The sequence below is a fragment of the Ornithinimicrobium sufpigmenti genome (assembly GCF_004322775.1).
GTDB classification, from domain to species: Bacteria; Actinomycetota; Actinomycetes; order Actinomycetales; family Dermatophilaceae; genus Ornithinicoccus; species Ornithinicoccus sufpigmenti.
Genome location: NZ_CP036403.1, coordinates 76,352 through 89,651, shown reverse-complemented (window position 1 = coordinate 89,651; position 13,300 = coordinate 76,352). Strand labels below are relative to the sequence as shown.

At 72.6% G+C, this 13,300-nt stretch carries 13 protein-coding genes; 5 read left to right on the top strand and 8 right to left on the bottom strand.

From position 1 onward, the window contains the following. Positions 1-30 precede the first annotated feature (30 nt). The 4 genes from ESZ52_RS00420 to ESZ52_RS00405 all read left to right on the top strand — a co-directional run bounded on the left by ESZ52_RS00420 (position 31) and on the right by ESZ52_RS00405 (position 5,497). Positions 31-1,704, top strand: a complete 1,674-nt coding sequence (locus tag ESZ52_RS00420) for an FAD-dependent oxidoreductase (RefSeq protein ID WP_131103192.1) — start codon at positions 31-33, stop codon at positions 1,702-1,704. Then, positions 1,701-2,915: a cytochrome P450 gene (locus ESZ52_RS00415; protein WP_131103191.1), complete on the top strand. Its 1,215-nt coding sequence runs from the start codon at positions 1,701-1,703 to the stop codon at positions 2,913-2,915. Before ESZ52_RS00420 ends, ESZ52_RS00415 begins: the two co-directional genes overlap by 4 nt. A 157-nt stretch (positions 2,916-3,072) precedes the next feature. Then, complete coding sequence (locus tag ESZ52_RS00410) at positions 3,073-4,467, top strand: hypothetical protein (protein WP_131103190.1); 1,395 nt, start codon at positions 3,073-3,075, stop codon at positions 4,465-4,467. 301 nt (positions 4,468-4,768) lie between these two features. Further along, positions 4,769-5,497, top strand: coding sequence for a hypothetical protein (locus ESZ52_RS00405; RefSeq protein WP_131103189.1), 729 nt, complete (start codon positions 4,769-4,771; stop codon positions 5,495-5,497). Between the two features lie 25 nt (positions 5,498-5,522). On the opposite strand, the gene ESZ52_RS00400 is transcribed toward ESZ52_RS00405, so the two are convergent. The 8 genes from ESZ52_RS00400 to ESZ52_RS00365 form a co-directional block, all read right to left on the bottom strand. Beyond that, positions 5,523-5,939: a hypothetical protein gene (locus tag ESZ52_RS00400; RefSeq protein WP_131103188.1), complete on the bottom strand. Its 417-nt coding sequence runs from the start codon at positions 5,937-5,939 to the stop codon at positions 5,523-5,525. Between the two features lie 10 nt (positions 5,940-5,949). After that, positions 5,950-6,885 carry a phytoene/squalene synthase family protein gene (locus tag ESZ52_RS00395; protein ID WP_131103187.1) on the bottom strand — a complete coding sequence of 312 codons (936 nt, stop codon included), beginning with the start codon at positions 6,883-6,885 and terminating at the stop codon, positions 5,950-5,952. Beyond that, positions 6,882-8,396: a phytoene desaturase family protein gene (crtI, locus tag ESZ52_RS00390; RefSeq protein WP_131103186.1), complete on the bottom strand. Its 1,515-nt coding sequence runs from the start codon at positions 8,394-8,396 to the stop codon at positions 6,882-6,884. Before crtI ends, ESZ52_RS00395 begins: the two co-directional genes overlap by 4 nt. Next, positions 8,393-10,066 carry an isopentenyl-diphosphate Delta-isomerase gene (gene idi, locus ESZ52_RS19960; RefSeq protein ID WP_337590181.1) on the bottom strand — a complete coding sequence of 558 codons (1,674 nt, stop codon included), beginning with the start codon at positions 10,064-10,066 and terminating at the stop codon, positions 8,393-8,395. Before idi ends, crtI begins: the two co-directional genes overlap by 4 nt. 232 nt (positions 10,067-10,298) lie before the next feature. Further along, positions 10,299-10,697: a hypothetical protein gene (locus ESZ52_RS00380; RefSeq protein ID WP_131103184.1), complete on the bottom strand. Its 399-nt coding sequence runs from the start codon at positions 10,695-10,697 to the stop codon at positions 10,299-10,301. 89 nt (positions 10,698-10,786) lie between these two features. After that, a complete protein-coding gene (locus tag ESZ52_RS00375; protein ID WP_131103183.1) occupies positions 10,787-11,707 on the bottom strand; it encodes an exodeoxyribonuclease III in 921 nt (306 codons plus the stop codon). Between the two features lie 44 nt (positions 11,708-11,751). Then, positions 11,752-12,141, bottom strand: a complete 390-nt coding sequence (locus ESZ52_RS00370) for a DUF2237 family protein (protein WP_202865388.1) — start codon at positions 12,139-12,141, stop codon at positions 11,752-11,754. A gap of 7 nt (positions 12,142-12,148) precedes the next feature. Beyond that, complete coding sequence (locus tag ESZ52_RS00365) at positions 12,149-12,775, bottom strand: maleylpyruvate isomerase family mycothiol-dependent enzyme (protein ID WP_131103182.1); 627 nt, start codon at positions 12,773-12,775, stop codon at positions 12,149-12,151. Between the two features lie 80 nt (positions 12,776-12,855). On the opposite strand from ESZ52_RS00365, the gene ESZ52_RS00360 reads away from it, so the two are divergent. Next, positions 12,856-13,284: a MarR family winged helix-turn-helix transcriptional regulator gene (locus ESZ52_RS00360; protein WP_238154694.1), complete on the top strand. Its 429-nt coding sequence runs from the start codon at positions 12,856-12,858 to the stop codon at positions 13,282-13,284. Positions 13,285-13,300: the final 16 nt, after the last annotated feature.

The following is a 13,300-nucleotide window of genomic DNA, read 5'->3' as shown; positions in this document are numbered from 1 at the left end:
CCCCCGAGCACCCCCGAAGCAGAGGACCCCATGGCCCGCACCGTCCCACCCGGCCGCGACCGCGGCGCCGTCCGCCACCCCTCAGCGCCCGGCGCGGCCCGGCTGACCGAGCCTCGACACGTCGTGGTCGTCGGCGGCGGCATCGCCGGGCTCGCCTCCGCGGCCGTGCTCGCCGAGCGCGGCGTACGGGTCACCCTCGTGGAGGCGTGCGAGCAGCTGGGCGGGCGGGTCCGCGCCTGGCCGCTGGGGGACGGCCGGACGATGAGCCGCGGCTTCCACGCCTTCTTCCGGCAGTACTACACGCTGCGCTCCCTGCTGCGCCGTGCCGACCCGACACTGTCGAGGCTGGTGCCGGTGCCTGACTACCCCCTGCGACGTGGGGACGGCCTGACCGACTCCTTCGCTGCCCTGCCGGTGACCCCGCCCGCCAACCTGGCCGCCTTCGTCGTGCGCAGCCCCACCTTCCCGGTCTCTGCCCTGCCCTCGGTGCACCTGCCCAGCGCGCTGGAGCTCATCGACGTCTCCTACCCCGCCAGCCACGAGCGCTACGACGGCGAGTCCGCGCAGGACTTCCTGGACCGGCTGCGCTTCCCCGAGGGCGCCCGGCACCTGGCCCTGGAGGTCTTCGCCCGGTCCTTCTTCGCCCACCCCAGCGAGTTCGGCGCCGGCGAGCTGGTGGGGATGTTCCACACCTACTTCACCGGGAGCTCCGAAGGACTGCTCTTCGACGTGCCCGACGACGACTACGACACCGCCCTGTGGGCGCCGCTCGGGCGCTACCTCACCAGGCTGGGGGTGGACGTCCGGACAGGCGAGCGGGTCGGCTCGCTCACGCAGGACGACGACGGGGTATGGCGTGTGCGCGTCCAGGGCTCGGAGGTCACCCACGTGGCCGACGCCGTGGTGCTCGCGACCGACCCCCGAGCCACGCGGGCGCTGCTCGCCGACCTCCCGGCAGAGGGTCCGGGGCAGGAGGCTTGGCACGGGCGGGTGAGGGCGGGGAACAACGCCCCGCCGTTCGCGGTGCTGCGGCTGTGGCTGGACGGCAAGGTGGCCCCGGAGCGCGAGGCCTTCCTGGGCACCAGTGGCTACGACCTTCTCGACAACGTCACCGTGCTGGAGCGCTTCGAGGACGGGGCGGCGCGCTGGAGCGCCGAGCACGGCGGGTCGGTGGTGGAGCTGCACGCCTACGCGGCCGACCCGGCCCGTGACGTCGACCTGGCCGGGGGCAGCCCGCACGGGCTCGACCTGGACCGGCTGCGGGAGCGGCTGATGACCGCGATGCGAGAGGTCTACCCCGAGACCGCCAGCCTGGGCGTGGTCCACGAGGAGCTCCTCGTGGACGACGACTGCGGCTTGGTCGGGACCGGGCCCTGGCGGCAGCGGCTGACGGTCGAGACTCCGTACGCCGGCTTGGTGCTGGCCGGCGACGGGCTGCGGGTCGACTGGCCGATCGCACTCATGGAGCGGGCCGCGGTCACCGGAGTGCTGGCCGCCAACCAGCTGCTGGCCGGCTGGGGTGTCCGGGGCGAGGACATCTGGACGGTCCCCCTCGAGGGCGTCCTGCGCCGGCCACGCTCGGCCGTGGCGAGGCTGGGGCGAACGGTGGGGCGCAGGGTGGGGCGCACGGTGCGTGACCGCATACCGGTCGGGTCGGGTGCGCGAGCAGCACAGGCTGCCCAGTCGGCCCAGCTCGGGCGATGACGGACCGGCGCCGGGCCGTCCGCCCCGGTGAGCCGAGCTGTCCGACCCTGGAGCGGGAGGACCCGGGCGGGCGGAGCGGGGTCAGCGCGATCTGGCGGGTCCGCGGGATGCGGGAGGCCCGCCAGGTGCTGCGTGCCCGGCACGCGACCACCCAGGCCGGCTTCACCGCGGAGAAGATCCCGCAGCGGCTCAAGCTGCACCCCGTCCTGGTCTCGGACGGGCCGCTGCACGACGAGCAGCGGCGCAAGGTGGCCCGTTTCCTGGCGCCCAAGGTGGTGCAGGACCGCTATCCGGGGCTGATGCAGGCCTCGGCGGACCGGCTGCTCGGGGAGGCGACCCGGGCCGGTGGCTGCCGGCTGGACGACCTCGCGCTCGACTACACGGTCGAGGTGACCGCCAAGGTGGTCGGGCTGACGGAGTCGTCGGTGCCGCGGATGGCGCGCAGGCTGGTCACCTTCTTCAACCAGCCGCCTTTCGACATCACTCGGGCGGATCTGGGCCGCACCGGCCGGCAGTGGGCCTCGGCAGCCTTCAACGGCCTCGTCCCGGTGCTCCGGTTCTGGTGGCACGACGTGCGCCCGGCCGTGCGCTCCCGACGCCGGCAGCCGCGCGAGGACATCATCAGCCACCTCATCGACGAGGGGTACAGCAACACGGACATCCTCGTCGAGTGCGTCACCTACGGCACGGCCGGCATGGTGACGACGCGGGAGTTCATCACGATGGCGGCCTGGCACCTGCTGGCCGACGAGGAGCTGTTGGAGCGCTACCTCGCGGGCGAGGAGGCTGACAGGATGGCGATACTGCACGAGATCATCCGGCTGGAGCCGGTCGTGGGGCACCTCTACCGGCGGGCGCAGGTGGAGGTTGCGGTCGGGGGGCACGAGGGACAGCCGGAGGACGTCGTGGCGCCCGGCGACCTCATGGACGTGTGCATCCGGTCGGCGAATGCTGACCCCGACGTCGTCGGACCCGACCCCCTCGACCTCTGCCCCGGGCGGCAGCTGCCGGCTGGGGTCAACCCCGCCGGGCTGGCCTTCGGGGACGGGGAGCACAAGTGCCCCGGTCAGCCGCTGGCCATGCTGGAGTCCGACGTCCTGCTGCACGCGCTGCTCTCCCGGCGGCCGCAGGCGGTGCGCGAGCCGGAGCTGGGCTGGGACGACCTCATCGAGGGCTACACCCTGCGAGGTCTGGAGCTGCGGCTGACGTAGCGGTCCGGGAGTCCGAGCGAGAGCTTGCGTGTGGGTCTGTCGGACCTCACGACTACCTTCGAACTGTGGGAAGTTCTCCACAGGGCCTTCCGCGAATCGAACGTACGTGCTAAACTGGTCTCAGGATCAACGTTGAGCCGCCGGGGAGGGGGACACGATGGACGCACCACCTGCAGCAGCGCTGCCTGGGCCGGGGGCTGGGTGGTCAGCGGCTGAGCAGCGGTTGATCGGGTACGCCCAGCTCGATGAGTTGCGCGGGGACCTGCGTGGTGCCACGGCGGCCGACCTGGCGACGTTGGCCGAACGGCGTCAACAGGACGCCCTGCATGTGTTGGCGGCCCTGACCTGCGGCAACATCCAGGTCGAGATCTCGGCGCTGCCCACCGCCGGCGACGGGCCAGAGCCTGAGGACGCAGATGCTGACGCTGGCCCCGGCAGCGGCGAGGACACCGCCCCGTCCGGTGGCACCGAGCCGGTCAACCTCACCGAGTCAGCTGCTCCACCTACGCCGACGCCGGTGCCGGTCCCGCACGTGTCGGTGGTGGCGGTGGAGGCTGCTGCTCGGGCCCGGTGCGGCGTGGAGGCGGACCTGCTCGAGGCCGCCGCGGAGGTGGTGGATGAGTGCCGGGCCCGGATCCTGGAGCGCCGCGGCCTCACCGGCGTGGCCCTCTCGCCCGCGGCCGCGCGCAGCGTGGACGCCGCCGTCCGCCAGGCCGCGGTGATGGAGCTGGAACTGGCCACCGGCACCAGCACGACCGAAGCCACCACCCTGGCCGCGGTCGCCACCTGCGGTGGCGAGCTACGGTCGATGCTGCTCGCCGCGCTACGCCGCGGCCAGGCACGGTGGGGACAGGTCAAGACGTTCTGGGAACGCACCACCCGCGCCCACCTCACCCACGACCAACAACTCCTGGTCGCCTACGCCCTGTTCGGGACCGACCCCGCCCTGGCCTGCGAGGAACGCCTCGACATCGACGGCCACCTCGACCTCGACACGGTCTGGGCCCACCACCCCTACCAGGGCGCGCTGGCCCGGGAGATCACCGCCTGCCTGGGCCAGGACCCCGACGCCGACGCGGCGCGGCGCCGCCGGGCCTATGCGAACCGGCGGGTCGAGATCCGGCTGCACGACGACGGCACCGGCACCCTCACCATGACCGGCCCAGCAGTGATGATCGCCGGGATCCGGCACCGCCTCGATGTCGCCGCCCGCGCCCTACGCGCCGCCGGGGAAGAACGCACCCTGACCCAGCTGCGGTTCGACCTCGCCGCCGCCCTGCACCTGCACGGCATCCTCGACCTCACCACCACCGACACCCACACCGACACCCTGGATGAGGTCCTCACCCCCGAACGCCTCACCGACCTGCTCGCCGTCCTGCACGCCCAACCCAAGATCCACGCCCAGATCATCATCCCCGTCGACGCCCTCAAAACGGGACTGCCCCTGTGCCCCGCCTGCGCAGAACAGATCCAACCCACCAGGACCGGGGCCGGACCTGCAGAACAGCAACAACCCCGACCAAGGACTGAAGCTAGACCCCGACCTTGACGCTGGCGATGCCAGCGCAGCTACCCCGTGGAGCCAGACCGGCCCGAGCACCAAGCCACCACCCTGGGCCAGCCCACCAGAAGCACACGAGCCGCCGGAACCGGAGCTGCCGGACGAAACCCCACCAGACCCAGACCCAGCCCCGGATCCAGGCCCGAATCCCGACCCAGGTCCAGACCCAGGTCCAGGTCCGGACCCACGAGCAGCATCAGATCCTGCCTGCCTACCCGGACCCGCAGCTGCGCCGAGGCCTGGGCGCTCCGGCTCGCCCGTCCTGGACCGCGAACCACCGGGCCGGGGCATGGTCGGTGAGCTCACCGGGTCCCACCCGATGTTCCTCACCCCCGGACACGCCCGAGAGCTGGTCCTGCTGCCCGGCACCACTCTGCACCGCCTCCTCACCGACCCCGCCGACGGGCGCCTCATCGAACGCACCATCACCACCTACCGACCCGATGTCGACATGCGCCGCCAGGTCCTGGCCGCCGACCTCTACTCCCGAGCCCCCGGCTCCCGCCTGACCGGCCAAGCCCTCGAGCTCGACCACGTCACCCCCTGGGGCACCCCCGGCGGCACCACCACCGAGACCAACCTCGCCGCCCTGCACAAACGCCCCCACCACGAGAAGACCCTCGGCCACTGGCGCATCCAGATCGGCACCCGCCGCGACCTGACCTTCACCACCCTGCTCAACCAGCACCGCACCACCCGCGTCCACAACTACACCCAATACCTACGCACCCATGCCCCCGACGACCTCGCCGAACGCCGCGACCTCGCCTCCCGAGCCGTCTACGCCCACGAGACCCAACACCAACGCACCCTCTACCTCGCCGGCGACCGCACCGCCCTGCACGACGAAGCCTGGGTCCACCTCACCCACACCGACCCCCACACCGGCTACACCCACCCAGGACCCCACCCCGACACCCCCACCCCCCAAGACATCCTGGGCATCCCCGGCCATGACGACAACGACAACGACGACGACAACAACGACAGCGACGACACCCAGGGCGACGAGCGCTGACCCGCGGAGGACTACGCCTGACGGATCAGCTGCTGCTCACCTCGACCGGACCGCCCGAGGACCCCTCAGCGTCAGGCATCTTGTGCCGGTACGTCCACGAGGTCAGCGCGGTGGCGAGCATCGCGATGAGCACGCCGGAGAAGATGTGCACAGCCCTCTGGCCGGTCTGACCCAGGCCGATCTGCACCGCGATCGCCACGGTCAGGCCCAGGGCCAACCAGAGGTTGATCGGCCCGGCGGAGCGCCGCAGCACGACATACGTCACGGCGCTGAGCACCGCGACCGCCAGGGTGACCCAGGCCCCCGCCTGGTGGAACGCGGCATACCGCGACTCACCGCCCAGCATGGCCGCCGCCCAACCAGCCTGGCCGATCACGGCGCTGAGCAGCACCGTCGCCGCCAGCCGGAGCGCGATGAGGTGCGGGTGCGGCAGGGAGGGCATCAGGAGGCCCTCACCGGCGGACCAGGTTGCGCGAGGGGCCGCGGACGAGGACGTCACCGAGGATGGCGACCTTGGTGCGCCGGGGGACGCGCCGACGCTCGGAGAAGACGTCGTAGTCCGCCTCCTCGATGCGGCGCAGGATCAGCGAGTACATCCGCAGGGCGGTCGCCACGCACCGGGCGCTCGGCTTGGGCAGCATCCCCACACCACGGGCGGCGTCCCGGTACAAGGCCCGGTTGCGCTCGATCTGCTCGGCCATCATCGCCCGCCACTGCGGCGTCACCCTGCGCTCCCACGGGTCGACACCGTGCCGGGCCAGGTCGTCCTGCGGCAGGTAGACGCGGCCCCGGTCCAGGTCCTCGCCCACGTCGCGGAGGAAGTTCGTCAGCTGGAAGGCCAGGCCCAGAGAACGGGCCGGTGCCTGCGCCAGAGGGGTAGGCGGCTCCAGCACCGGCAGCATCATCTCGCCGATGACCGCGGCCGAGCCCTCCATGTAGCCGTCGCGCAGCTCCTCCCACGAGGCCCAGGTCTCCCGGGTCAGGTCCAGCTCCATGGCCCGGAAGAACCGGTCGAAGCACTCGGGGTCGGTGCCCCGGCGCCGCAGCGAGTCCACGACGGCCGCCATCACCGGCTCGTCGCCGCCACCGGCCGCGAGCGCCTCGGTGAAGGTCTGCTCGAACAGCCGCAGCCGCACCGCAGGGTCGTCGTGCCTCGGCACCGCCAGGTCGACCTTGTCCGGCTCGTCGACGATGTCGTCGGCCAGCCGGCACAGGGCGTAGACGGCGTAGACGTCCACGCGCTGCTCGGGCGGCAGCAGCAGGGCGCCCCAGTAGTAGGTGGTGCCGTGCTGGCGGGTGAGCTCCGCACAGCGGCGGTAGCCCTCGACCAGCAGCGGGTCCGACGGGCGGTGCGGAGAGCCCGCCGAGCCGGGCCCGATGAGGCTCATCCCACCATCTCCTGGACCCGCAGCGCGGCCAGCCGACCGGACGGCAGGACCATCGGCACCCCCACACCGGGCACGGTCCCCGACCCGGCGAAGACCAGCCCCGGCACCCGCCGGTCCACGTTGGACGGACGGAACGGGCCGGTCTGGGGGAAGGTGTGCGCCAGCGCGAACGGGGTCCCGGCTGCCATCCCCATACTCTGCCAGTCCAGGGGGGTGACCAGCTCCTCCTCGACGATGTCGGTGGGGTAACCGGCACTCTCGAGGAAGCCGAGCAGCCGCTCACGCATCGGTCCCCGCTCCCGCTCCCAGTCGATCGTCCCCACGTCGAGGTTCGGCACCGGCTCCAGGACATAGAGGGTGCTGTGCCCCTCGGGGGCCGCCTCCTCGTCGTCGAGGGAGTGCACGGTGACCAGCCGGGACGGGTCACCCATGAGGGTCCCGCTCTTCATCAGGTCGTCGAAGGCACCGGCCCACTCGTGCCCGAAGTGGATGTTGTGGTGGGCCTTGCCCTCCGGGACGCCACGCACGCCCACGTGCCAGACGACGGCGGAGGGGGAGTAGTTGCCGCCCAGCACCCCGTTCACCGCCCGGGGCGCCCGCAGGTCGGGCAGCAGCTGCTCGTATGCGGTGGGCAGGTCGAGGGTGCAGACCACCGCGTCCGCAGCGATCACCTCGCCGTCCTCGGTCACCACACCGCGAACCCGTCCCCCGGTCCCACGGCCCGGCAGCGTCCGCCGCCCACTCCTGCCGTCCCTCAGCAGCTCGCTGACCGTGGTGTCGTAGCGGATCTCGGCCCCGGCGTCGCTCGCCGCACCGGCCAGCGCCTCGGGCACCGCACGCATCCCGCCGCGGGGGAAGTAGACCCCCTCGATGGAGTCCATATAGGTGATGACCGCGTAGATGGCCAGGGCCTCGTCCGGCGCCAGCCCGGCATACATGGCCTGGAAGGAGAAGAGGCGGTGCAGCCGGTCGTCCTGGAACCGCTTGCGGATCGTCGGTCCCAGCCGGCCGAAGCCGCCCATCGAGATCAGCTGCGCCGCGGCGCGCGGCCGTGCCAGCAGGTCGGCCGGGCTGTCGAAGTTGCGGTCGATGAAGTGCGGCATCTCGGCCTCGTAGAGCTTGCGCAGCCAGACCACGAAGTCGTCGAAGGCCGCCGCGTCGGCGCTGCCGCACTCCCGCTCGATCTCGGCACGCATCGCCTCGTGGCCGTGCCGCACCGTCAGCTCCGAGCCGTCGGCGTAGAAGGCGTGGTAGGCCGGGTCGAGCAGCTGCAGCTCCAGGCGCTCGTCCAGGCTCGACCCGGCCGCCCGCAGCGGCCGGTCGATGAGGTCGGGCATGGTCAGCACGGTCGGGCCGGTGTCAAAGGTGAACCCACCGCGCTCCAGGCGTCCGGCGCGACCGCCGGGGACGTCGTCACGCTCCAGCACGGTGACCCGGTGCCCCGCCCCGACCAGGTGGCACGCCGCAGCGAGCCCGGACAACCCCGCCCCGATGACCACGACGTGGCTCATGCAGTTCTCCAGGCCACGAGACGGGCCGTCTCGCGCAGGCCGGCGACGCCTTCCGGGGTGAGGGGAGAGTCCACCAGCGCCGCCTCCGCCGCCTCGATCTCCGCGGCGATGCGGACCTCGACCTCCTCCCGCACGCCGGCCTCCTCCAGGGCCCGCTGCAGCAGCGGCACGTCCGACTCCAGCGCCTCGGGGGTCCCGACCCGCTGCATGGCGGCGGCGGCCTCCCCGCGCAGCTGCTCGGTGCCGAGCACCCAGATCAGCGTCGACTTGCCTTCCCGCAGGTCGTCCCCGGACGGCTTGCCCGTCACGGCGTGGTCGCCCCATACCCCGAGCACGTCGTCGCGCCAGGCGAAGGCCCGGCCCAGGTGCCAGCCGAAGCGACCCAGCACCTCACGCTGCTGCGGGGTGGCGCTGGCCGCCAGCGCGCCCAGCTGCAGCGGCCGCTCGATCGTGTACGCGCCCGACTTCAGCGCCGCCACCGCCTCGGCGTGCGCGAGGTCGGTGCGGCGTGCGGCTGCCCCGGTGAGGTCGGCGCGCTGCCCCACGATGAGCTCGAGGTTGAGCTCATACCAGTAGTCGCGCATGACCGACGGCAGCGTGTGCACGAGCCGGTCCGCCTCGCTGTGGGCGAGGTCGCCGAGCAGGAGGGCGATGTTCTCCCCGAAGCGCAGCGGGTCACCGTGGCCACCCACCTCCCGGTGCCGCCGGGCCGCCACCACGTGCGCAGCGGGCCGTCCGCGACGTTCGTCCGACTGGTCCATCACGTCGTCGTGCAGCATCGCGAAGAGGTGCAGCGTCTCCAGGGCGGCCGCCACCCGCACGACGTCGTCGTGGCAGCGGGTGTCCAGCTGACCGCCGCTGGCGACGAACCCCCAGTGGCACATCTGGGGCCGCAGCCGCTTGCCCTGACCCACCAGGAGGGTATGCAGCCACTCCGGCAGGTCCCCCGGCTCACCACCCAGGACGTCTGGCTCGCCGTCGGGGGCGATGGCTCCCCAGACCTGGCGCATCCAGGTCAGCTCCGAGCTCAGCAGCGCGTCGACCGCCGTCAACGTGGAGGAGGCGGGGACGGCCTCGGCCGTGGCCTGGGGCCCCGGCGCGGGTGCGGCGCCGGTCGACCGCCTGTCCAACGGCAACCGCACCTGCTCGTCCTCCAGCAGGGGCACCTGGAGGGCGGACCAGGGGCTGTAGACGGAGGGGGTGGCCCGGATCGCGGTCACCAGATCGGGCCACGACACCCAGGCGTGCTCGCTGACCTCGGTCGGGTCCGGACGCAGGTCTCCGACGGCTCGTCCCACCAGGACCGGGCAGAGCTCGTGCTCGACGATCCCGCTGGCGTCGACGGCGCGGTAGCGGAAGTCGGGGAGCACGAGCTGCAGGTCGTCGACGGTCAGGCCCAGCTCCTCGCCCAGCCGGCGGCGGACGGCGTCGCCGAGCTCCTCCCCGGGCCGGGGGTGGCCGCAGCAGGCGTTGGTCCACACGCCCGGCCAGGTGAGCTTGTCGAGGGCCCGACGGGTGATGAGCACCCGTCCCTGCTCGTCGAAGAGGTAGAGGGAGAACGCCTGGTGAAGCGGAGTCTCGGCGGTGTGCACGCTGGTCCGCGGCGCCGCGCCGAGCGGGGTTCCGTCGTCGGCGACGAGGACAACCTCGTCCGTCTGGGTCACGCTCACCTGGTCCCTGCTTCCATCCTGCTTGCGCCGGCCGGTCGGAGCGCCCGTGCGTCGCTCTCCCCGCTGATCGTCCATGCCTTGTCTAACCTTGCCGAGGGTATTGCATCATGTCCTGTCCCCCAGCCTGTCACGGAGGGCTCCACGAGCGCCGCACCGTGGCCTCCCGGTCGCGTCGGATGACCGGGAGTCAGGGTGCGGTTCTCGCTCCGACCGGACGTGCGCGCCGCAGGCCTCAGAGCGGGCTGTCGAGCACGTCTTCGTCAGCCGGGACGGCGTCGGGGTCGTCCCCACCCAGCATCTGATCCGGCGTCGGTCCGGTGCCGTCGACACCCTCCCCGCTCAGGTCGTCGGCGCCCCCGAGGATCCCCTCCGGCTCCGGCGCGCCGTAGGCGGTGCCCTCCTCGGGCACCTCCTGGGCGATGCGCTGGTCGATGGTCTCCTCCTCCCGGTCGTCCCCGAACTCCGAGTGGATGGGCATCTTGTCGGGCGGGTTCCAGGGCACGTCGTCGGTGGAGCTCGGCTCCTCCAGGTTGATCTGTGCCGTCTCCTCCTCCGCCTCGGTGCGGTCCATGGTGCCGAAACCGTCGTTCCGGGTCTCGTCGGACTGGTCCTCGAAAGACTGATCGCTCATGCCCCCACGGTGCCTGCCCCAGGCCGACCCGGCAACACGAGCCCGTCGGCAGGACGTCGCCACCAGTCCGCAACCCGTCCGGCGACGCGTCAGGGGCCGTAGTCGACGACGACCGCCCCGTGGTCGCTGACCCGGACCCCGTCCTCACCCTGGCGGTGGACGTGCGTCGCCCGGGCACGGCGGGCCAGCCCGGGGGTGGCCAGGTGGTAGTCGATCCGCCAGCCCTCGTCGCGCTCGAAGGTGCGCCCGAGCCAGCTCCACCACGACCACGGTCCGGGTGTGTCCGGGTGCAGCCGTCGGACGACGTCGACGAGGGTGCGCGCGGAGAGCTGGTCACCCATCCAGGCCCGCTCCTCCGGAAGGAACCCCTCCGAGCGCTGGTGGCGGCGCCAGTGCGCGACGTCCTGCTCGGTGTGCGCGACGTTGAGGTCGCCGAGCAGCAGGAACTCCCGGCCCCGGGCGCGGGCGGCACGCCGAGCCCGGTGCAGGTGACGGGCGAAGGCCTGCAGGAAACCCATCTTGCGGGCATACCGGGCCCCGCCGTCCGGAGCCTCCCGCATGCGGCCCGCCACCTGCAGGTGGGCGGGGAGCCCACCCTTGGGCAGGTACAGGCTGGCCACGGTCAGCGGCTCGTCCGCCAGGTCGACCTCGACGTAGCGGCCCTCGGGCACGAACCGGGACAACCCACGGGCCAGGGGTATGCCGTCCTCCGCCTCGGTCAGGTCGGTCATCCTCCCCCCGGGTGGGCGGAGCAGGACCGGGGCGCCCCAGGTGCGCACCGCAGCCGGGGCCTGACGGGTGAGCACGGCGACACCGTTGCGGCCCGGGATCGTGCCCGGGTCGTAGGTCAGGTGGTGCTCGCCGAAGACGTCGGCAGGCAGGGCGTCCACGGGGCAGCGGACCTCCTGCAGGGCGACGGCGTCGGGCGCGCAGCCCTCGAGCCAGGCGCCGAACCCCCGTCGCTCGGCGGCCCTGATCCCGTTGATGTTGAAGGTCGCGATCCGCAGCACCCGGCGATGGTAGGCATGCTGCGTGCCGGCCCGGGTGGCCGGGCTCAGCCGTGCGTCAACCCCGAGACGTCGTCGGGCACGTCGACGGCGTGCTGCTGCAGCAGCGTCAGCGGCACGACCTCGAGCACCGACTCGTGCGTGCACGCGAGCACCACCGGAGCAGCGCAACCCGCCCGCTGCGCCTGCAGCCACCGGACCGCGACGACGCACCACCGGTCACCGGGCTGCAGGCCGGGGAAGGACCACATCGGGCGGGGCGTCACCAGGTCGTTGCCCACGCCCAGCTGATGCTGCAGGAACTCCTCGGTCATCACCGCGCACACGCCGTGCACCCCGAGGTCGTCCGGCGTGACCTCGCACCGGCCCGAGCGGGTGAACCCGGTCATCGGGTCGGTGCCGCAGTCCTGCAGCTCGCCGCCGAGCACATTGCGCATGCACAGATCATGGCAGGTCAGACCGCGCCCGCGACAGGCTCGGGGACACCTCGGCAGGACGCCCGCAGAGCAGCATGAGCAGCTCCTCCGCAGCTCCCTCGACCCGCTGGCCCTGCTCGGGACCCAACGCCCAGTCCACGTCGGTGGCCACGAGGCGGAGCCGGCGGACCGGTCCGGCCCCCAGCAGGCCGGCGAGCAGCCTGGCCCGACGGGCGGCGACCGGCACGGCCTCCACCGGCATCGGGTGCCGGCGCCCCAGCGGACGCAGGATGTCCTGCGTGTGCACGAGCACGTCGATGAGCGGCTCCACATCGGTGACCGTGGCCGGGCCTCGCCGCACCGACGCCCACTGCGCGTAGTCGGCGAGCAGCTGCGCGGTGGGGACCCTGCCCCTGCGCAGACCGTCGCGCAGGATCGCGCCGTTGTAGCCGTAGCGGGCCATGCCTGGCGCGAACCGGCCCATCTCCCGCCAGGTCAGCTGGGGGGAGGAGATCACGTGGGCGGCGACGTCCTTGACCGTCCAGCCGGCGCAGAGCGAGGGCGTGGCCCACTCCTGCTCGGTGAGCGTGGCCAGCTCGGCCGCCAGCGCCTGGCGCTCCCCGACGATGGTGTCCCAGAGCTGCTCCCGGTCCATCACACCCGCTCCTTTGGTAAGATTCTCTGACTACTTCTCCTATGGTCAGACTCTCTGACCTTTCCTGTCAAGGGGGTACCGTGCCGGTCGGCATACCGATGCTGATGTTCGTCTCCTACCGCCACGCGGAGCAGCGCATCCTGGGCCATCTGCACGACCGGGGCTTCACCGACCTGACCCTGGCGCAGCTGCGGATCGCCGCCCGCCTGGACGACGACGGCAGCCGGCTCACCTCCCTCGCCGCAGCCGCGCAGGTCACCAAGCAGACCGCCGGATTCCTCGTCGACCAGCTGGAGAAGGCCGGGTATGTCGAGCGCCGGCCGGACCCGCTCGACGCCCGCGCGCGCCGCATCGTGCTCGGTCCTCGCGGGGAGGCCGTCCGTGTCGCCGCGCGCGAGATGGAGGAGCAGCTGGAGGCGGAGTGGGCCACGCACCTGGGTCCGGAGCAGATGGACGCGCTGCACCAGGCACTGGCCTCGTTGCGCGAGATCACCGACCCGTTCCGCTGAGACTCTTTGGGGCGTT

Excerpts from the sequence above, each read along its gene's own strand:
- ESZ52_RS00395 (WP_131103187.1), bottom strand. The coding sequence starts at position 6,885 with ATGAGCCTCATCGGGCCCGGCTCGGCGGGCTCTCCGCACCGCCCGTCG.
- ESZ52_RS00410 (WP_131103190.1), top strand. The coding sequence starts at position 3,073 with ATGGACGCACCACCTGCAGCAGCGCTGCCTGGGCCGGGGGCTGGGTGG.
- ESZ52_RS00405 (WP_131103189.1), top strand. The coding sequence starts at position 4,769 with ATGGTCGGTGAGCTCACCGGGTCCCACCCGATGTTCCTCACCCCCGGA.
- ESZ52_RS00400 (WP_131103188.1), bottom strand. The coding sequence starts at position 5,939 with ATGCCCTCCCTGCCGCACCCGCACCTCATCGCGCTCCGGCTGGCGGCG.
- ESZ52_RS00420 (WP_131103192.1), top strand. The coding sequence starts at position 31 with ATGGCCCGCACCGTCCCACCCGGCCGCGACCGCGGCGCCGTCCGCCAC.
- ESZ52_RS00380 (WP_131103184.1), bottom strand. The coding sequence starts at position 10,697 with ATGAGCGATCAGTCTTTCGAGGACCAGTCCGACGAGACCCGGAACGAC.
- ESZ52_RS00415 (WP_131103191.1), top strand. The coding sequence starts at position 1,701 with ATGACGGACCGGCGCCGGGCCGTCCGCCCCGGTGAGCCGAGCTGTCCG.
- crtI (WP_131103186.1), bottom strand. The coding sequence starts at position 8,396 with ATGAGCCACGTCGTGGTCATCGGGGCGGGGTTGTCCGGGCTCGCTGCG.
- ESZ52_RS00365 (WP_131103182.1), bottom strand. The coding sequence starts at position 12,775 with ATGGACCGGGAGCAGCTCTGGGACACCATCGTCGGGGAGCGCCAGGCG.
- ESZ52_RS00370 (WP_202865388.1), bottom strand. The coding sequence starts at position 12,141 with ATGCGCAATGTGCTCGGCGGCGAGCTGCAGGACTGCGGCACCGACCCG.